The organism is Mesorhizobium sp. B2-6-2 (assembly GCF_006440615.1).
Classification (GTDB): Bacteria; Pseudomonadota; Alphaproteobacteria; order Rhizobiales; family Rhizobiaceae; genus Mesorhizobium.
In genome coordinates, this window is sequence record NZ_VFUG01000004.1 from 69,093 (window position 1) to 88,327 (window position 19,235).

The window sequence follows — 19,235 nt, forward strand, 5'->3', positions numbered from 1 at the left end:
TCAACGGCTCCTCGCTCCTGCAGTTGCCCCGATAGGCTTGCGCTGCCCGGCTACGAGGCAAAGTGTGATCGAGAACCAAACGATCGGGTGGCGAATGACCAAATGCGGGAAGCCGAAGATGCCGATCGACAACGCGAGTGCCACCAGAGCGTCGAGCCTTGCACGCCAGGCAGAGATGGCCGCGATGCCAAGGATCCACAACAGGGCGAGAACCGCTAGAATGCCTCCTTGAGTATACAAATCCAGTAATGTGCTGTGAGCCTCGAAAGGCAGGTCGATAAACTCCTTGGTCACGACAGATCTGTCGACATGTGGTCCTGGGCCGAGGCCCAGCGAAGCAGACCCCAACCCCTTGCCCAGAGCATTGGTCCAGATATTGATGCGCAGACTGGCTGTCTCGGCCGTCGCCTCACCACCCTCGCCTTTGGTCAGGCTCTTGGCGAAGTTTTCAACAGTGCTCGTTTCCGCAAGCACATAGGGTGTTGCGGAGATTGCAAGGGGGAACAAAGCAAGCAACAGCAAAAGGCTGATTTGACGACCAAGAGTGACCCTTCCGCCAACCGCGACCCATCTCCGGACGCGCAACATCAGGAAAACCAGACCGGTTATCACTATTGTCAATAGATAAGTATCGCTTTTAGTCAATCTTCCGACGTATATTATGAGAACAATACTTACAATGCCAAACGTCCTGGCTATCATATTACTTGTTGTCATTGAAAGGTACAGCGCAAGAGGACCGAACAGCGCGCAATAAAGAGCCAGTTGGTTTGGGTTGTCCGACCATCCTGTGAACCTGTCCCAAAACCAAGGGTTCACTCCGGACTGATGGAGCAAGCCGAAGCCAAGCGCCAATTGGAAAACAAAACACGCGTTCGCAATGACGATCACCCACCACGCGGTGCGACGCAGATGACGATCCGCCTGAGGATCAGCCGCAAGCAGACATGTAACGAATGCCAGCAATAGATAGGCAATCATGTCGTGAACCGGCGCGTCCATGTACTGAACGCTCGTAAGCATGCCGACAATCAGGCCTAGCCCGAGAGCGAATGCCATGATCCCCCAGAAGGCGGCAAAAATCGAAAGGGCCGGCGTGGCTTCAAGTCGACCACCGGCAAGTACGCGGCCAATCGAAATCAGTATCCAAACCGCCAGCAACAATTCGCTGATTCCGAACGGCGCCCCTGGAATTTCGAGTTGCGATGCATAAGCCATTGCAACGCCGCCGGCCAACAGGACGTCTCGGATCATTGGCGCACCTCGCCCAACGGACCAAATGCGGCATTCTTTTCGGTCTGCGGGGCCTGAACTGAGGCGCCAAGGGCTTTGGCATCAAGAATATGCCGGTAAAGATCGCAATACTGGGCGACCACCAGCGGCAGCGCGAAATGCTGCTTGACGAATTCGATGGAACGAGCGCCCATGGCCGCCCCGGCGGGGCGGTCGGCCAAGACTTGATTTATCCTGGAAGCAAATGCCTCGGCATCGCCAGGCGGAACCAGGTATCCGTTCCAGCCGGGCTGGACCACTTCGTTGCAGCCCGGCATATCTGACGCCACGATAGGCAGCCCAGCCAATCCCGCCTCGAGCAGGACGCGTGGCACTCCTTCCCGATATTGTGTCGGAAAGGCAAACAAATCCGCCATGCCAAGAAGGGCAGGAACATCGCGCCGTGAACCCAGGGCAATGACATGAGGGGAATGGCGTTCGATTTGCGATTTGTCGACGGCGAACGGCCCCTCGGATTCCCATGGACCGACAAGCACGAAACGCGCATTCGGCCTTTTCTCAAGAACGCGGGGTACTGCCTTAAGCAGCGTTGGGATGCCCTTCTCGCGCGTCAGCCGGCCGACGAAAATTATCACTTCAGCCGATGACAGCCCAAGCTGCTCGCGCATCGCCTGCGATGGCGGAGCGCTCTGTCTGGCCCTGATAAAGCCGTCGATGTCGATGCCGGAACTGCAGATCAGGTGACCAGTCCCGCGCCCGATGAGCCGGTAGCGCTCGAAGAACGCCTTGTCATCACGATTTTGGAAAACCGTGGCAGCCGTCCAGCGCGACGAAAGCCACTGCAGTCCCGAGAAGATCGGGCGCAGCGCCATAGCCCTCGGCTCACGAGAAGAAAACGTCCAGCCAAGACCATTGATGGTTCGGATGACCGGAACGGCCCCCCTTATCGCCAACGGCGTCAAGAGATTAGGCTTGGTATCAAAGCTCTGTACAATGTCCGGGTGCAGGTCCGAGATCAGTCTTCTGATCGTCCTTACGGCGCCTCCACTCCCGCTGGAAAATCGGTCGAAGCCGTAACGTCGATGCGGAATGTCGTGCTGCGAGAATGCTGTGTCCGGACCGCTCGACACCGCAGTGACTTGGAAGCCCTTCTGACGCAGCGACAGCAGAAACGGAATCCTGAAGGCGTGGTCCTCGCCTCCAACACACACAAGATGCGGATTCATGCTGTCTCCCCCGACCGCCCGTCCGACTGGGGTCGCGTGCACTGGTCAGCATTTCTTCGTGCTTCCATGATCCTGGTTCGCTACTCAGATACATGTTTTGCGCCAAGGTTCACGGTACGGGCAGGCTTGCCCAATGTCCTCGTCCGTTTGAATGAGCGGACCGATCTCAGGGTGCGCGCGGCTGCGTCGGAGCGCGAATTGAATGTCCATTTCGGCGAGGGGATTCGAGGCTCGGCTGCCTCTGAGCCGGTGACAAGATCTCAGCTTGAGTTGCGTCGGTTCAACCGTTCCTCAAGTCCAAGTTCGGCGAACGCGGCTGATCGTAGAAACCCTGGACCTGACGAGCTATCGACGAAGATACATTCCCAGCAAAATGCCTACAGGAAGAGAGCACTCAAGCGAAGTTTCCTTCGCTTAGAAAAAGGGAGTGCCTCGCACTGGTCATACCCGAGAAAATTTCAAGTTTTCCCAAAAATCCGGGAATTGATCCTGACAACCGTTTCCTTATTGCTGTGTTCTGTGCCCAGCATCAATGATTCTATCGGTATCGGGTTGTTTTGGTTCCAGCAGCGTTTCGATCACCGCATCGTCGGTCTTTGTGGCCTGAAGGTTGAACAACGGAATCGTGATATCCCCGGCTAATTTGATGCATCATCAAACACCGAAATTCGATGCAAATCACTGTAAGATTAGGCGTTTTTGGTGCTGCTAAACTCGTCGATCAATCATTCTATCAACGTATTTCCGTATTTGATTTGGCGCTAATGTACCCTCTCGGTTAGGCAGGGAGTGGGGCGCTTATCAATCAGAAGAAGGATGTTCGCATGGCTACCATGCATTACGCCTATGGCGCCCCCGCCTCCGGCGCCATAGCTGATGGCTTCAACTTGATCGACCTTCAGTACGCGTCGTCGGTCAACGCGCTGCCTAACGGCACCAAGGCTTTGATATATCTCAACGAAAGCAGCGGGGTGACCCAGTCTTTCATAGACAAGGTGACGCCCCTCCTCGGCAATTCCAAGGTTTTTGGCTTTTATCTCACGGACGAGCCCGACCCCACGGGCAAATATCATACACAGGTCAGCGCTGCGAATCTGAAGGCCGAATCCGACTGGATTCACTCCCATTTCCCGGGTGCGAAAACCTTCATTACGCTGATGGACATGGGGTCGTTCACGGCCTCCGATTACACCAACACGTACAATCCCGCCAACACGGGAATAGACTATTACGGGCTCGATCCCTACCCCGTGCGCTCGACCGCGGTCGACTTCAACTACATCGACAGAGCCGTCGCTGCGGCGGAGAAGGCGGGCATTCCGCAGAGTGCGATCATTCCTGTGTTCCAGACGTTTGGCGGCGGCGGGTGGTCGACCAATACGGGCGGGTCTTATGTGATGCCTACCACCGCCCAGGAACAGACCATCATGGACCATTGGGCAAAGCTCGTTCCGTCGCCAGCCTTTGACATGGCCTATAAGTGGTCCTCGCAGAATGGCGAGACCTCGCTTGGCAACACATCGTCAATGCAGGCGTTTTTCCTGGATCACAACACCCACACCAGCACCAGCACCAGCACCAACACTGGCACCAGTACTGGTAGTAGCACTGGCACCAGTACCGGCACGACAACGCCACCTCCCGTCACGGCCCCGATCGCCGACATAAAAGGCACCAGCGGCAATGACGTTTTACGCCCGGCCGACAACGCCGCACACACGATGGCGGGCTATGGGGGCAATGACGACTACTATGTCAACAATGCCGCCAGCAAGGTGGTCGAGGTCGCTGGCCAGGGCCAGGACAGGGTGTGGACGTCGGTGAGTTATGCGCTTGCTGCCGGCCAGTCGATTGAAGTCCTCGGCACCCAGAAGGACGCCGGCACAACGGCAATCAACTTGACCGGCAACGAATTGCGTCAGCACATCATCGGGAATGCCGGCGACAATGTCATAAAGAGCGGTGGCGGCGGCGATTGGCTGACCGGCAATGGCGGCCACGATACCTTTGTTTTCAATACCGCCCTCGGCAAGAGCAATGTTGCCACGGTTACCGACTTCAGCCCGTCTGTGGACAAGATCCAACTGGATGACGCTATCTTCAAAGGGCTCAGCGTTGGGGCGCTCGCAAGCAGTGCTTTCCATACCGGTACCGCCGCTCACGACAGCACCGATCATATCGTCTACAACAGCACGACCGGAGCGCTCTACTTTGACAGTGACGGCGCAGGCGGCGCAGCTCAGATTCAATTCGCCGCCCTTTCCCCGCATCTTGCGGTTACGGCGAGTTCGTTCGCCGTGGTCTAAGGCGGGCATACTCTTCATGGCGGTCTAGCGCAGGCTCGTACCCGCCATAAGATTGCCGTCGATAGGAGCCTCCAAGCTCCGCAAAGCAGGGCATTACCGGCGACAATGTTCGCCGGTAATGCCTACTTCACCGTCACCGACTTCGTCAGATTGCGCGACCGGTCGACGTCGCCGCCCCTGAAGGCGGCGGTGAAAATAGCCAGCATCTGGATCGGCACGCATAGATGACTGGCTTGGCACCACCTCCGCCTCGAAGCTGGTCCATCGATCGAACAGATGAAGCCGAATTTTTCCGTACGTCCTAAAAGGAGAACGATGCGGGGCGATTTGGTGGATAGTTGGAGCATGCCAACGAGTTCAGCGTGCGGGTATGGCGCAGCGGTTCGAGCCGCGCAACCCATCAAATCGGAACCCATCGCGCCGCCAGCTTGGTCGCCAAAGTTCATACGCATCGGCAATCTGCGCATATCGGCGTTGCTCATGATGCTGATCTGCAGCCAATTGGTGCTGTCTGCGGGTGGAAGCGGCAAGACGCTTCACTACACCTCCGGCGGCTCGGGCATTGCTATCGCGAGCGCGGGCTTCGACCTCGCCGATGTACAATCCGTAGAGCAACTCAATGCCTTGCCGCCAAGGATGAAGGGGCTGATATGGCTGAATGAATCCAGCGGCGTGACGCCGCGTTTCATTGCCAAGGTGAAGCCATTTATCGGCAATCCGCGGCTGTTCGGTTTTCGCCTCTGCGATGAGCCGGACATCACCGGCAAATACCATTCTCCAGCAGTTAGTCCGGCGGCCCTGAAGGCGGAGGCCGAGTGGATCAGAGCCAATGTCCCCGGGGCAGTTACATTTGTTACTTTGATGGACATGGGGTCTTTCGAAGCCCCCGCCTTCATGAATACCTTTAATCCCGCCAACACGGGGATTGATCTTTTCGGCCTGGACCCATATCCGGTCCGCGGCAAAGCTTTCGATTTGGACTTCATCGATCGAACGGTCGAGGCAGCCGTTGCCGCTGGCATCCCTCTCGACAGGATTGTGCCTGTATACCAGGCCTTCGGCGGCGGCAATTGGAAGACCCGTACCGGAGCGGCTGCGGACGTCTATGTACTGCCGACACCGGACCAGGCGAAGCAGATATTCGCGCGCTGGGCCACCTACTCTCCGGCTCCTGTATTCGACTTTGCCTATGCCTGGGGTTCGCAGAACGGAGATACCAAGCTAGGCAGCGCCAGCCCTGAGGCGCTCGAACTTCGCTTGGCGTTCAAAGCGCACAACACGGCGCAGTAGCAACCGCCGCGATCATTTTACCGAAGGTAGCCCAGCTGTGCAGAACGCAGATCCTCATTGCTGCGCATAAGCCATTCAACGCCTAGCCGAACAGACGATGAACTTGGCCGTTCAGCTGTATGCCGAGTCCTCGGCTGCGAAACTTATGGACGATTGATCTCTTCTCTTGCCAGCGACGCTTCTCAGCTTGGCGCCCATGGAACCAAAGGACACCGCCAGCAAGAAGACAACATACGCCAATGCCGAATATGAAGAGAGGATCGCCCTGTTCTCCGCCACCAAAGAATATCGCCGAGACGATAAACACACCGCCTGCGAGCGCGCCGACCCAGGCTGCTATGCCGCATCTGGAAAGCCCATCGTGCTGGCCGCAAAGAAAGCGGTAGCGTTCAGCAAGGCGCGCTTCGTCTTCGCTCAGATTTAGCGCGCAGTCTCCGTTGGCTTCGTGCAGCATATTTTACCCCCTGCTTCCTTTGCATACGGGGTATCGGCGACAAATGTTTCATTCAAGCGAGGGATAAGTTGCAATTTTTCGCACAGATGCCGTCGCGATGCAATTTGCAATAACTGTGTCAGGGGTGATGCTCAGCGCGGCCGGGCCGCTCTACGGAAGTTCGCGACAATCCGTATGAGTGGTCCTTCGTTCGCACGGCGGAGGCTCCATTGAGATTTGTTACAACAGCATCAGCCGGTGCCCTGTATCTAGTCCGTGCCCCCGCCGGTCAGGCTCGGCCCGTGGGCTCCCCCGTTCTCGTGCCGGGCCGCTCGCTTATTGAACAGCGAATACGAAATACCGGGCCGATTTCTCCGGAGGTTGACGAGGCGCGGCGGTTCAACCAACGCCACTCCTGCAGGCGAGTTGTCGGGCCGCCTTTCGCGGTCAGGCTTGCGATCAGCCAAACGGTGCTGAGTGCTTTTCGAACAACGCCAATTTGTCGGCATACCCGATGCGGTTCGCAGCTCCGCAGCCCTCACATTTGAAGGTCGAGATCACCTTGAACCACGACCCTTTCCTTTTGAAGGCATGGTCACATTCCAAGCACTTGAATTCCAAGTCGGCATCATTCAGCGCCGCGGACAGGGGCATCGCTCACCTCCAATGACGTGTCCCTCATTCGCAATCATGCTGCCCGAAGACTATGAGCAAGATCACATGTTAATGCTGGGCCTGTTGCGCCTTGATGACAGGACTTCAGTCCCAATCGACGTGCCCGCTGGCGATTGATGCCGCTTTCCTATCGCCCGATCAGCGTCAGCCCGAAAAGGATGACGAGCCAAAGCCCGGCTGCCGCGACGGCGAGCCGCGGCAACGTGCCTGTCAGATGCATGAACAGCAGGGCGATCAGGACCGCCTTGGCGGCCGCGATCGCCAGGTTGAGGGCGACATTGAAGCCGCCGAGATCGAGGAAAGAGGAAGCCACCGTCAGCGCCAGCAGCGCCAGCAGCCCGAGATAGCCGAAGGTAAGTTTGCGCAGTTCGCTCATCGGTTGATCAGGTAAAGGACGGGGAACATGAACACCCAGATGATGTCGACGAAATGCCAGTAGAGGCCGACGGCCACCACCCGGCGCAACCGGTTGGCAGGGCTGGAGGGCCGCCAGAACGCGACCATGCCGGCGATGACGACGATGCCGCCGATCAGGTGCAGCGCATGCAGCGAGGTCATCGCGAAATAGAGGCCGAAGAAGAATTCGGCGTGCACGGGATCCGGTCCTGCATAGCGGAACGGCAGGCCGAGAAGCGGGGCCAGTCCTTCGCTGATCTCCTTGCCGTATTCGATCCCCTTCACGATCAGGAAGCACACGCCCAGCGCTGCAGTCGCGACCAGCGCCCAATTTGTCGGGCACCAACGTCTATGAAGCGCAAGCATATGCGCCAATGCCATGGTGAAGCTGCTGGTGATCAGCACGGCCGTGTTGAAGGTGCCGAGCGGCAGCGAAAGATGCTTGGAAGCCGCCGCGAAAGCGGGTCCGAAATCGATATGCGCGACGAGGAAGACCAGGAAAATCGCGCCGAACAGCATCGCCTCGGATCCGATGAACACCCACATCGCAAAATTGTCGGCGCGCCGTTCGCGCTGGGGCGTGTCGAATGCGATGCTTCCGCTCATCGCGCCGCTTCCTCCCGGTGCGGGCTGAAGCGCTCGTGCTCGAGCCCCTTCATGTCGTAGGCATAGGCCGGTCGCGTCACGATCGGCATGGTCTCGAAATTATGCGGCGGTGGCGGCGAGCTCGTCTGCCATTCGAGCCCGGTGGCGTTCCACGGATTGTCGGGCGCGCGAGCGCCGCGAAACAGCGACCAGCCGAGGTAGAACAAGGGCATCAAATAGCCGATCGCCAGCACCACCGCGCCGCCGGAGGACAATACGTTCCAGAACTGGAACTCAGGCGGATAGGTATGATAGCGCCGGGGCATGCCGTCGAAACCCAGCACATATTGCGGGAAGAAGGTCAGGTTGAAGCCGACGAAAGTGACGGTCGCCGCTATACGCCCTGCGATTTCCGAATACATGCGGCCGGTCAATTTCGGCCACCAGAAATGCAGGCCCGCCATGTACGCCGTCACCATGCCGCCGACCATGATGTAGTGGAAATGCGCGATGACGAAGTAGGTGTCGTGGACATGCACGTCGACCGCCAACGCCGCAAGGAACAGCCCCGCCAGCCCGCCGAAGGTGAACAGCGCCAGGAAGAACAGCGCGTAAAGCATCGGTGTCTCGAAGCTGATCTCGCCCTTGCGCAGCGTCAGGCTCCAGTTGAAGACCTTGATCGCCGACGGGATCGCGACGCAGAAGGACAGGAACGAGAACACCACGCCGGCATAGGCCGACTGTCCGCTGACGAACATGTGGTGGCCCCAGACCAGGAAGCCGAAGACGGCGATCGCCATCGACGACATCGCCACCGCCTTGTAGCCGAACAGCGGCCGGCGGCTGAAGCAGGGCAGCACCTCCGACACCACACCCATGCCGGGCAGGATCATGATGTAGACCGCAGGGTGCGAGTAGAACCAGAAGAGATGCTGGAAGAGCAGCGGATCGCCGCCGAGATCGGGATTGAAGATGCCGATGCCGAACACGCGCTCCAGCACGATCAGGATCAGCGATGCGGCGAGCACCGGGGTTGCCAGCACCATCACCAGGCTGGTGGCGTAGAGCGTCCAGACGAAAATCGGCAGGCGGAACCAGGTGAGCCCCGGCGCGCGCAGCGTGTGCACGGTGACGATGAAATTGATGCCGGTCATGATCGTCGAGAAGCCGACGATGAAGACGCCGAAGGCCGCGGTCGAGACGAAGCCGTTGGCATAGAGCGTCGACAGCGGCGTGTAGAAGGTCCAGCCGGTATCGACGCCGCCGGCCACCACTGCAAACAGCGCGAACAGGCTGCCGAAGATGAAGACGTACCAGCTGGCGAGATTGAGCCGCGGGAAAGCCAGATCGCGCGCGCCGATCATCAGCGGCAAAAGGAAATTGCCCATGGTCGCCGGGATCGACGGCACCAGGAAGAACCAGACCATGATGATGCCGTGCAGCGAGAACAGCCGGTTGTAGACATCGTCGGAGACGAGGTCGCCTGCCGGCGTCGCCAGTTCAATCCGCATCAGCACCGCCATCGCGCCGCCGAGAAAGAAGAAGCCCGTCAGCGAGATGAAATAGAGCCACGCAACGCGCTTATGGTCGGTGGTGAGAAGCCATGCCCGCAGGCCGCTGCCTTCGCCGAGATATGTACCCTGCATCGCCGCGTTGGTCATGGCTTGGCTCCAGCCGTAGGTTGTGGCGAAAGCGATTTCAGATAGGCGAGCAGCATCTGCAGCTCGCCTTCGTCGATCAGGCCATCGAAGCTCGGCATGACCGGCTCGTAGCCCGCCGCGATTTCCTTCTTCGGGTTGAGAATGGAGTCGCGCAAATAGCGCTCGTCGGCGATCACCGTCTGCTGATTGTCGAGCGCCACCGGCCGGCCGAAGATGCCGTCGAGCGACGGCGCCCTCACCTTGCTGCTCGCGCCATGGCAGCCGGAGCAGCCCAGCGCGCGAAACAGTTTCTCGCCGCTTGCGGCAAGCGTCTCGCCTTCGCCCTGGCTGTTCAGCCACGCGGCATATTGCTCGGGCGCCATCACGGTCACCCAGCCGCCCATTTCGGAATGCTGAGTGCCGCAATATTGGGCGCAGAACAAATGGTAGCGGCCGGGCTCGGTGGCAATGAACCAGATATGGGTCGTGCGTCCAGGCACCGCGTCCTGCTTGATGCGGAAGGCCGGCACGTAAAAGGAGTGGATGACGTCCTGCGAGGCGAGCGACACGACAACCGGTTTGCCGACCGGAACGTGCAACTCGTTGATCTCGCGCTGGCCGCCGGGTTGCCTGAACTCCCACATCCATTGTTTGCCCAGCCCCGTGATCTCGAGCGCGTCCGCCGGCGGATGATCGCGGCGAACGAAAAGCGTCGCGCCCCAGCCGAAGAAGATGAAGGCAATGATCAGGCTGGCGACGGTCCAGCTCATCTCCAGCCACATGGTGCGGGAACGCTGTCCCGTGCGATCCGCCTTCGACCCGACGCGGTATTTCACGGCGTAGCCGACGACGAGCCCGGTAAGTGTCAGTCCGAGAACGGCGGAGAAAACGAGCAGCGTGTAAAACAGCGCATCGACATAGCCGGCTTCCGACGAGGCTTCCTGTGGGAAGAAGGGAACGCCGAAGCTCACCTTGCCCTCCCGCGCGTTTGCCAGAGCACCGTCGCTCCCAGGCCGAACACCGTTGCCAGGCCGGCCACTTTCAGCGCCGCCCAGATCGCTGGGGTGTACTGGCCCTTCGAACTGTCGAATCCTGCGCAGAGCAGGAAGATGTGATCCGCGATGGAGCCAAGTTTGTTGGCCGACGCCTCGACCAGTGCAAGCTGAAGATCGCGCGGCGTAAAGGTCAGCGCCGGCAATACCTGTGAAATTCGGCCCGACGGTGTGAGCGCGATAACCGCGATCGGATGAACGAACTGATCGATGTCTTTGCGCCGGTCGAAAGTGATCCCGGCCTCGTTGGCGAGCGCCGCGCCGGCGCTCTCGCTGCTGGTCAGAAAACGCCAGGCGGACAATCCCGCCGGGCCTGCGGCGGAAGCGATGTCATCCCGCGCCGCTGCGGCGTCGGCGGAGGTCTCATCGGGGTCGATAGAGATGAACAACGCGCGATAATCTGCAGGGCGAAGGGATGTCTTCTTCAGGTCGGACGCGACGGCCTGCTGGGTGACGCCGCAAAGGTTCGGGCATTTATCGTAGCCGAAGATGACAAGCGCCGGGCGCCCGCCGAGCGTCTCGCCAAGCGTCAGCTTCCGGCCGCTTGTATCGACCAATTCTCGCTCAAGGCTGAGCTGCGCGCCGAGCTTCGGATCGAAGCTCGGTCGTTCGGCGGCAAAGGCCGTGCCGGCAACGAACAGACAAAGCGCGGCCAACAAGCTTCTCATCGCCCTGCCCCGCGCTGCTGTTGGCAATTCTGGGCCTGCGGCGCACGGGGAACCGCCGTGAGCAGGGCGCAATCGCCAGGTCGCGCGGCTGCGCCCTCCGCCTGAAACCAATCCGGCAGGCCGTGGCTGACCACCGCCCACATGGCGTCATCGATCGGAATGCGGGCGATGCCGGCGTTGCGATCGACCCAGCCAAGCGTCTTGAGCTGGCGATCCTCTTCGGCGCGGAACGCGGTCAGATCCTGCCTTGGCGCGGTCTGCAGATCAGGGCTTTCGGGACTGACATTGGCTGGCGGCGGCAACCAGGTCGGCGCTGTGTTGAAGATGAGCTTCACGCCGATCGCGGCTAAAGCAGTGAACAGCAACAGCCCGCCGCCGAAGGCAAGCAGCACCCGCGGCTGAACATCGCGCGTCTCGGGATGACGGTGCGCCTTAGCCATGGGCGACCTCCCGTTTCCACCAGACGATCCTGTCCGGCCGGCGGAGCAGGAAAAGGAACAGCGCGAGCCACAGCCCGCCCAATCCCATCCAAGCGGCCGCATCATGCCACAACGCCAGCGGGCCGCCGGCAAAGAGCGGTGGCCGGATTCGCCAGAACACGTCGATGAAATGGCCGGCCAGAGCGACAGCGGCGAGCCCGACAAGGCCGCGATGGCTGCGCTTCAGCCTGCGGCTGAGCAGGCCTGCGAAAGCCGCGACGTGCAAGGCAATCAGCAGCCAAAGAAGATATAGCCAGCCGCTCGTTGAGCGCACGCCATACCAGCGGATCTCGTCGGGCAAGTCGCCGCCCCAGACGACGACCCACTGCATGAACATGAGGTAGATCCAGGCCAGTACGAAGCCGAGCAGCATGTTGGCAAGATCCTCGCTGAGCGCGACATCTTCCTCGCCTCCGGGCATGACCTCCACCGCCCGCCTTGCCGCCAGCACCAGGATCGCCAGGGCGAAAGCTCCGACAACCTCGGCGGCGGCTTCACAAAGCGCGTAGATGGTCGAGGTGAATTCCGGCTCGATCGAAAGCATCCAGTCGATGGCAAAGACGCTGACGGCAAGCGCGTGGAGAACGAGGCCAAGGGCGAATTTCCTGCCGTTGTGTTCATTCGAATTGGCCGGGACCTCGGTTGTGCCGAGCACTGTCCAGATAAGGACCAGCCAGATCGCTGCGCAAACCGCAAAGCGCAGCAGGAAGAACGGCAGGTTGAGATAGGCAAGCTTTTCACGGACGGTCTCCGGCAGGTTCGCTGTGTCGGCGCCGGCCCACGGAAAGACGAGGTCGAGCCTTATCAGGACAGGCACGAGGGACACCAACGCCAGCGGCAGCAGGGCCGTCATGGTGCGGAGCGGCTGGCGGACCGCTTCTCCCCAGCGCCCACCCGTCAATCCGTGCACCATCAATATGGTCAGCGCGCCGAGCGGCAGGCTGAGCGCGAAGATAGCTGCCGCGAGCCAGGCGCCCAGCATCGCTTTGGCATCGAGCGATGCGCCCAAAGCGCAGAAGACAAATCCCCCGACGCCGACGACCGCAAAACCCTGCTCGAGGCGGCTCATGGCGAGACCTCCGCTTCGAGCCGCGCGCGCATGCTTTGCGGAAGCTCGGCGACTGGAGCGTCGCGCGAATATTGCAGAGCGCGGATATAGGCGACGATCGCCCAGCGGTCCTGCGGCGGCACCCTGGCCGCATAAGAATACATGGCGCCGTAGCCGTTGGTGACGACGTCGTAGAAGTGACGGTCCGAGGCCTTGCGCAGCGCTTCCTGGTGGTAGCTCGGCGGCGCCGGAAAGCCGCGCTGGACGATCATGCCGTGACCATCGCCAGTGCGGCCGTGACAGGGCGAGCAGAAGATGTCGAAACGCTGCTGCCCGCGCTGCAGCAGCTCGATCGTGATCGGATAAGGGATTTTGTCCGGGACCGGCGTCAGATCGGCGTCGCGCGCCACCGTTCCTATAACAGGGGTCCGCGCCGACATGCCGTCGGCGAACTGGTTGCTGGCCTCCAGCGGATCATAGCGCGGCTGGTCCTCCATATCCTGCCGGCAGCCGGCGACGGCCAGCGCACCGAGCATGAGCGTGAGGCCGAGGCGGCTCACGCCTCGACCTCCTCGACCATCTCGGCGCCGAGCCGCGTCAGCTGGCCCCTGGTCACGCCCTTGCGGTATTTGGGATCGGCCGCTTCGATCAGCAGATAGAACTTGCCGCCGCGCGCGTAGCTGAAGCTCCCGGCGTTGAAGACCGGATGGTGATAGCGGGGCAGCCCATTGGCCGCGAGCACGCCCAGGAAGCCCGCGAAGGCGGCGCCGAGAATGCCGGCCTCGAAGGCGATGATGACGAAAGGCGGCCAGGAATGCAGCGGCCGGCCACCGACATTGATGGGATAATCGATTTCGACAGAGTACCAGATCAGCGCATAGACGAGAACGGCGCCGGCAATGCCGCCGGCGAGCACGGCCCAGGGCAGGCGCGTCTTCGGGATCTCCAATATCCGTTCCAGTTCCTTCATCGGAAACGGCGAGAACGCATCCATGCGCCGATAGCCGCGCTCGCGCATGCCGCGCGCCGCCGCGATGAGCGCTTCGGGACCGGCAAACACCGCCATGAGGCCGTAGAGGCTCATCGGATCTTGCCCTCCTCTTCGGCCAGTTCCTCGACCTCGAAGATGGTGATCGCCGGCAGGATGCGGATGAACAGGAAGACGAGCGCGAAGAAGGTGCCGATCGAGCCGAACAGGATGCCGAAATCGAGCCAGGCCAGCGACTGCTCGCCCCAGGCAGACGGCAGGTAGTCGCGGCTCGGCCCCGTCACGACGATGATGTAGCGTTCGATCCACATGCCGACATTGATGGCGACGGCGATCGCGAACAGCAGCGGCATGTTGCGGCGGATGCGTCTGAACCACAGCAATTGCAGCACGCCGCAGTTCAGGCTCAGCATTATCCAGAACAGCGGCGCATAGGGACCCAGCGCGCGCTGCGCCATCATGGTGCGTTCGTAAGGCTCGCCCGAATACCAGGCGAAGAATGCTTCCGAGACATAGCCATAGGCGACGACCATGCCGGCGGCGATCATCAGCTTGGCGGCATTGTCCATGTGCCGGAGCGTGATCAGGTCCTTGACCGAGAAGGCCCACCGCAATGGGATGGCGATGGTGAGCACCATGGCGAAGCCGGAGAGCAGCGCGCCGGCGACGAAATAGGGCGGGAAGATCGTCGAGTGATAGCCGGGCGTGATCGCGAAGGTGAAATCGAGCGAGACGATCGAATGCACCGAGACGACCAGCGGCGTGGCCAAAGCCGCGAGCAGGAAATAGACGACCTGGTAGCGCGCCCAATGATAGGCCGAGCCGCGCCAGCCGAGCGCCAATATGCCGTAGAAGAGCTGCGCCGGTCTCGACCTGGCGCGGTCGCGCAGCACCGCCAGGTCGGGCAGCAGCCCCATGTACCAGAACAGCAGCGAGACGGTCGCGTAGGTGGCGATCGCCGCGAAGTCCCAGACCAGCGGGCTGCGCCATTGCGGCCAGTGCATATGCACATTGGGCAGCGGCACCAGCCAGTAGAAGAACCATGGTCGCCCAAGATGCAGGATGGGAAACAGGCCGGCCATGGCGACGGCAAACAGCGTCATGGCCTCGGCGAAGCGGTTGATCGAGGCGCGCCAGGGTTGGCGCAGCAGCAACAGCACCGCCGAGATCAGCGTGCCGGCATGACCGATGCCGATCCACCAGACGAAATTGGAGATCATCGTGCCCCAGACCACCGGCATGTTGATGCCGAGGCCGCCGACGCCGACCGCGATGAGATAAGTGATCGAATAGAGCAGCAGCAAAACCAGCAGGAAGCAGAGCAAGAACGCAGTCCAGAAATGGCGCGGCAGGCGGCCGCTGAGCACAATCGAGCCGATGCGCCCGCTGATCTCGGGAAAATCGTGACGGCCGCGCAGGACAGCCGGGCTGTTCGCGCTCGCTTCAGCCATCGGTCGCCTCGCCCGGCTTGGCAAGCTTGCCGTTCGGATTGGAAATCTTGCCGAGATAGGTGGTGCGCGGCCGTGTGTTCAGTTCCTCCAGCAGCGCGTAATTCTGCGGCGCGCTTTTCTCGCGAACGACCTTTGCATCTTTCTTGTTGCGGTCGCCGAAGGTGATGGCGTGGGTCGGGCAGGCCTGCTGACAGGCGGTGACCACTTCGCCATCGGCGATGTCGCGGTTCTCGATCTGCGCCTGGATGCGCTTGGCGCTGATGCGCTGGACGCAATAGGTGCATTTCTCCATCACCCCGCGCGAGCGCACGCTGACATTCGGATTGTGCACGCCCTGCTCCGGACCTGCCTCGTCCTTGTCGAAGGATTGATGATCGAGGAAGTTGAAGCGCCGCACCTTGTAGGGGCAATTCTGCGAGCAGTAGCGCGTGCCGATGCAGCGGTTATAGACCTGCGCATTCAGTCCATCATGCGTGTGCACGGTGGCGTTGACCGGGCAGACGACCTCGCAGGGCGCCTTCTCGCAATGCATGCAGGGCACCGGCTGGAAGAAAGTGTCGGGCGCATCGACCGGCCCGGCATAATAGCGGTCGACCCGCAGCCAATGCATCTCGTGGCCGCGCTCACATTCCTCCGGCCCGACCGGCGCGATGTTGTTCTCCGCCTGGCAGGCCGAGACGCAGGCCATGCAGCCGATGCAGGCCGAGAGGTCGATCGCCATCGCCCAGGCCTCCTGATTGTAAGGCCAGTCGGGATAGAGCGATTCCGTTGGCGCCGGCGGCGCATTCATGCGCACGAAATCCGGGTTCTGTCGGAATGCATCGAGAGACGCGTGGCGCACGATGGCGCGGCCTTCCATCGCCTGGTGATGCTGCGTGGTGATGACGCGCACGCTGTTCTTGCGGGGCGCGATAGCCGCGCCGGTGGCAAACCATTCCGAACCACGGCGTAAGTGGAAGGCGTCGTAGCCTTGCGATAGCGCAGCAACGGAACCTAGCTTTCGCCCGAAACCGAAGGATAGCGTTATCGTCTCGTCCGGGTGACCGGGCACGATCCAGGCAGGTGCATCGACATCCGCCCCATTGGAAGCGACATTGACGACCTCGCCATTTCCGACCTTCAGCTGCTCGGCGGTGGCGGGCGAGACGAGCGCGGCGTTGCCCCACACAATCTTCGTCAAGGGTCGCGGCAGTTCCTGCAGCCATGAGGCGTTGGCGAAACGGCCGTCGCGCAACCAGGGATCCGCAACGAAGCGGATATCGATGCCGTTGCCTGCCTCTGCTGCCGGCTTCAGTCCTGCCAGGTCCGGCGGCACTGTGACGGATACCGGCTCGACACCACTGTTCGCCACGACGCCGTCGCGCAGGGCCTTTCTCCAGGCATCATCATCGAGCTGCGTCCAGTGCTGCCGGATAAGCAAAAGCGGATCGGCCTCGAACTCGCCGCCAAGCGCGGCAAGAAGCTCGTGTACGGTCTTGCCGTCATAGAGCGGCTTGATCAGCGGCTGCACCAGCGAGGCAGTGCCGTCATAGGCGCGGATGTCGCTCCAGCTCTCGAGCTCGTGCGCAGCCGGTAAATGCCAATGCGCCAGGAACGCCGTCTCGTCGCGATAAAGGCCGTGATGGACCAGCAGCTTCAAGCTGGAGAACGCCTTGCGCACATCTAGACCTGCCGGCGCGGTGTGCAGCGGGTTTGCGCCCAGCGCGACGACCGTGTCGATCGTCTCGCGGCCAATCGCTTGGCACATCGCCTCCAGGTCGCCATCGACCTGCAGCGCATCCGGCGGCTCGATCAGCTCGACCGTGTTGCCAAGCGCGCCAAGCTTCGCATTGGCGGCAAGTGCGACCGCTTGAATGAAGGCGCTCTGCTGCGCCCCTGCGATGACGAGGCCGTTGCGGCCGGCCGCTTCCAGGTCGTCGACCAGCGCGGCCATCCACGCCGGGTCGACCGGCGAGCCGGAAGCTCCGGTTTGGCCGGTCGACGCCGCGTTCAATCCGGCAGCCACGACTTCGACGTAGCTTGGCTTGATCGCAAGCCGGTGATCGGCGGCGGCTCCAGTGATTGTCGGCGTCGACTCCACCGCATAAAGCCGGCTCATCCGGTCGGACGGATCGCGTACACGTCGCCGCGCAGCAAAGTCGCGCGCATAGGCGAGCCGTCCCGGTCCTTCGCCGAGGAAATCGGCGTCGAGGCTGACGATCGTTTCGGCACGATCAAAGCGATAGACCGGCGTCAGCGCCGACCCGAACAGGGCACGCGACGCCTCCGTCGCGGCCGGCATCGCCAACGGATCATGGCGATAGAGTTTCAGCCTCGGATAGCGTGTCCGCAGCGCATCCAGCTGCGCCGCGAGCGTCGGCGAGGTGGTCGCTTCAACCAGCAAGGCCCCGCCCTGCCCTTGCGATGCCGTCCATCGCGAAACGAGCCCCGCCATTGCCTTCAGGAAATCACCATACGATGCCGGCTGGCCATCCTTGAGCGGCGTGCGTGAACGGTCGGGGTCGAACAGCGTCAGCACCGCTGCCTGCATCACCGCGTCGGTGGCGCCGCGCGAGGCCGGATGATCCAGGTTGCCTTCGATCTTGGTCGGCCGCCCTTCATGGCTTTCGACGATGGCGCCGATACCGAAGCCGTCGCTCGACAGCGTCGTCGCATAGTAGACAGGCTTGCCCGGGACCAGGATTTCCGGCTGGCGCACATAGGGCACGATGTTTTCCGCCCTGCTGCAGGCGGCCAGCCCGGCAAGCGACAGCGAGGCCCCCATCAGCTTCAGCAGCGTGCGCCGGTTCGGCTTTGCCGGCAGGCGTTCCGCGATCGCCGGGAACTCGGCCTCGACGAAGCGGCGGAATTCGGCGGTGCCGGCGATCTCGTCGAGGCTGCGCCATATTTCGCCACCATGCGCCAGCCGCTTGCGCAGAGCCTCGATGTCGATGGCGGAACCAGGCCTGTCAGCGATGGCAGACATAGCAATCCGTCATCGTCTCGGGATGGATGTCGAGCATGCTGATCAGCTGCCGCCTGATCTCATCGATGTCGGCAGGCGGCTGCCAGTGCATCAGGAACACGTCCTGCGGGGGACGTAAATTCGGCTCCGGATTGCGATGGCAGCCGAGGCACCACTCCATGCTCAGTGTGCGCGCCCGCATCGTCAGCGGCATCTCGTCGACCTCGCCATGACAGGTCTCGCAGGCGACACCTTTGTTGATGTGGATCGCATGATTGAAGAAGACGAAATCGGGCACGCTGTTGACGCGCTGCCATTCGATCGGCTTGCCGCCAGCCAGGCTTGCGCGGACCGGTGCCAGCATGTCGGCATTGGTGAAAAGCTGCGAATGGCAGGTCATGCAAACTTCGGTCGCCGGCAAACCCGCCGAAGACGAGGTCTCGACGCCATTGTGGCAATAGCGGCAGTCGATGCCGAGCTGGCCGACATGGTGCTTGTGACTGAACGGCACCGGCTGCGCCAATGGCTCACCTACTCCCGTAACCAGGTCCGAACGGGGAAGGATTGTCCCGATCGCGGCGGCGATCAGCAGAACGGCAAAACTTCCCCAGATGACAAAGCGCGCAACGCCATTGGCGTGTTTCGAGAAGATTTGCGGCATCCCCTCGCCGATTCTGCTGAAGGCACCCAGAGTTGACGACACCTAACGGTGCTTTCGCCGCCAAGGTTCCGAACCCGTGGCGGAATCACAGAATGGTGACTGCAACCGGAAACGGGTCGCGAATTTAATCCGCAACCACGGCCGCTCCCATGCGTTCGCC

General features: G+C 61.4%; 19 protein-coding genes. 3 read left to right on the forward strand and 16 right to left on the reverse strand.

What is annotated here, in order from left to right; translation table 11 throughout:
- Both FJ419_RS10860 and FJ419_RS10865 read right to left on the reverse strand, forming a co-directional pair.
- The gene (locus FJ419_RS10860) at nucleotides 1-1,254 is read right to left on the reverse strand and encodes a polymerase (RefSeq protein WP_140691247.1); all 1,254 of its coding nucleotides are present in this window, start codon (nucleotides 1,252-1,254) and stop codon (nucleotides 1-3) included.
- Nucleotides 1,251-2,459, reverse strand: a complete 1,209-nt coding sequence (locus FJ419_RS10865) for a glycosyltransferase (protein WP_140691252.1) — start codon at nucleotides 2,457-2,459, stop codon at nucleotides 1,251-1,253. Before FJ419_RS10865 ends, FJ419_RS10860 begins: the two co-directional genes overlap by 4 nt.
- Before the next feature lie 198 nt (nucleotides 2,460-2,657).
- Here FJ419_RS10865 and FJ419_RS10870 point away from each other — a divergent pair, with 198 nt between their 5' ends.
- Both FJ419_RS10870 and FJ419_RS10875 read left to right on the forward strand, forming a co-directional pair.
- A complete protein-coding gene (locus FJ419_RS10870) occupies nucleotides 2,658-3,101 on the forward strand; it encodes a hypothetical protein (protein ID WP_140691263.1) in 444 nt (147 codons plus the stop codon).
- Between the two features lie 182 nt (nucleotides 3,102-3,283).
- Complete coding sequence (locus FJ419_RS10875) at nucleotides 3,284-4,765, forward strand: calcium-binding protein (protein ID WP_140691277.1); 1,482 nt, start codon at nucleotides 3,284-3,286, stop codon at nucleotides 4,763-4,765.
- Between the two features lie 122 nt (nucleotides 4,766-4,887).
- Here FJ419_RS10875 and FJ419_RS10880 read toward each other — a convergent pair whose 3' ends face one another.
- Entirely contained in the window at nucleotides 4,888-5,247 is a 360-nt protein-coding gene (locus FJ419_RS10880; RefSeq protein WP_140691290.1) for a hypothetical protein, read from the reverse strand.
- On the opposite strand from FJ419_RS10880, the gene FJ419_RS10885 reads away from it, so the two are divergent.
- On the forward strand, nucleotides 5,246-6,055 hold the full coding sequence (locus FJ419_RS10885; RefSeq protein ID WP_246679178.1) for a hypothetical protein: 810 nt from the start codon (nucleotides 5,246-5,248) through the stop codon (nucleotides 6,053-6,055). The genes FJ419_RS10880 and FJ419_RS10885 overlap by 2 nt on opposite strands.
- Nucleotides 6,056-6,137: 82 nt before the next feature.
- Here FJ419_RS10885 and FJ419_RS10890 read toward each other — a convergent pair whose 3' ends face one another.
- From FJ419_RS10890 to FJ419_RS10955, 13 genes are all read right to left on the reverse strand, one after another.
- Nucleotides 6,138-6,509 (reverse strand): hypothetical protein, encoded by a 372-nt coding sequence (locus FJ419_RS10890; protein WP_140691294.1) that lies wholly within the window; start codon nucleotides 6,507-6,509, stop codon nucleotides 6,138-6,140.
- A gap of 781 nt (nucleotides 6,510-7,290) precedes the next feature.
- Nucleotides 7,291-7,539, reverse strand: a complete 249-nt coding sequence (locus FJ419_RS10900; protein ID WP_140691297.1) for a cytochrome C oxidase subunit IV family protein — start codon at nucleotides 7,537-7,539, stop codon at nucleotides 7,291-7,293.
- On the reverse strand, nucleotides 7,536-8,165 hold the full coding sequence (locus FJ419_RS10905; protein ID WP_140691300.1) for a cytochrome c oxidase subunit 3: 630 nt from the start codon (nucleotides 8,163-8,165) through the stop codon (nucleotides 7,536-7,538). The genes FJ419_RS10900 and FJ419_RS10905 overlap by 4 nt, the downstream gene beginning before the upstream one ends.
- On the reverse strand, nucleotides 8,162-9,805 hold the full coding sequence (ctaD, locus tag FJ419_RS10910) for a cytochrome c oxidase subunit I (protein ID WP_140691303.1): 1,644 nt from the start codon (nucleotides 9,803-9,805) through the stop codon (nucleotides 8,162-8,164). Before ctaD ends, FJ419_RS10905 begins: the two co-directional genes overlap by 4 nt.
- Complete coding sequence (coxB, locus tag FJ419_RS10915) at nucleotides 9,802-10,755, reverse strand: cytochrome c oxidase subunit II (protein WP_140691306.1); 954 nt, start codon at nucleotides 10,753-10,755, stop codon at nucleotides 9,802-9,804. Before coxB ends, ctaD begins: the two co-directional genes overlap by 4 nt.
- Nucleotides 10,752-11,492, reverse strand: a complete 741-nt coding sequence (locus FJ419_RS10920; protein WP_181170668.1) for an SCO family protein — start codon at nucleotides 11,490-11,492, stop codon at nucleotides 10,752-10,754. The genes coxB and FJ419_RS10920 overlap by 4 nt, the downstream gene beginning before the upstream one ends.
- A gap of 8 nt (nucleotides 11,493-11,500) precedes the next feature.
- Nucleotides 11,501-11,944, reverse strand: coding sequence for a hypothetical protein (locus tag FJ419_RS10925; RefSeq protein ID WP_140691312.1), 444 nt, complete (start codon nucleotides 11,942-11,944; stop codon nucleotides 11,501-11,503).
- Nucleotides 11,937-13,052, reverse strand: coding sequence for a hypothetical protein (locus tag FJ419_RS10930; protein WP_140691315.1), 1,116 nt, complete (start codon nucleotides 13,050-13,052; stop codon nucleotides 11,937-11,939). The genes FJ419_RS10925 and FJ419_RS10930 overlap by 8 nt, the downstream gene beginning before the upstream one ends.
- Complete coding sequence (locus FJ419_RS10935; protein WP_140691318.1) at nucleotides 13,049-13,591, reverse strand: cytochrome c; 543 nt, start codon at nucleotides 13,589-13,591, stop codon at nucleotides 13,049-13,051. The genes FJ419_RS10930 and FJ419_RS10935 overlap by 4 nt, the downstream gene beginning before the upstream one ends.
- Complete coding sequence (locus FJ419_RS10940; protein ID WP_140691321.1) at nucleotides 13,588-14,115, reverse strand: DUF3341 domain-containing protein; 528 nt, start codon at nucleotides 14,113-14,115, stop codon at nucleotides 13,588-13,590. The genes FJ419_RS10935 and FJ419_RS10940 overlap by 4 nt, the downstream gene beginning before the upstream one ends.
- Complete coding sequence (gene nrfD, locus FJ419_RS10945) at nucleotides 14,112-15,470, reverse strand: NrfD/PsrC family molybdoenzyme membrane anchor subunit (RefSeq protein ID WP_140691324.1); 1,359 nt, start codon at nucleotides 15,468-15,470, stop codon at nucleotides 14,112-14,114. Before nrfD ends, FJ419_RS10940 begins: the two co-directional genes overlap by 4 nt.
- Nucleotides 15,463-18,435: a TAT-variant-translocated molybdopterin oxidoreductase gene (locus FJ419_RS10950; protein ID WP_140691327.1), complete on the reverse strand. Its 2,973-nt coding sequence runs from the start codon at nucleotides 18,433-18,435 to the stop codon at nucleotides 15,463-15,465. The genes nrfD and FJ419_RS10950 overlap by 8 nt, the downstream gene beginning before the upstream one ends.
- Nucleotides 18,419-19,075 carry a cytochrome c3 family protein gene (locus FJ419_RS10955; protein WP_140691330.1) on the reverse strand — a complete coding sequence of 219 codons (657 nt, stop codon included), beginning with the start codon at nucleotides 19,073-19,075 and terminating at the stop codon, nucleotides 18,419-18,421. Before FJ419_RS10955 ends, FJ419_RS10950 begins: the two co-directional genes overlap by 17 nt.
- Between the last annotated feature and the right edge of the window lie 160 nt (nucleotides 19,076-19,235).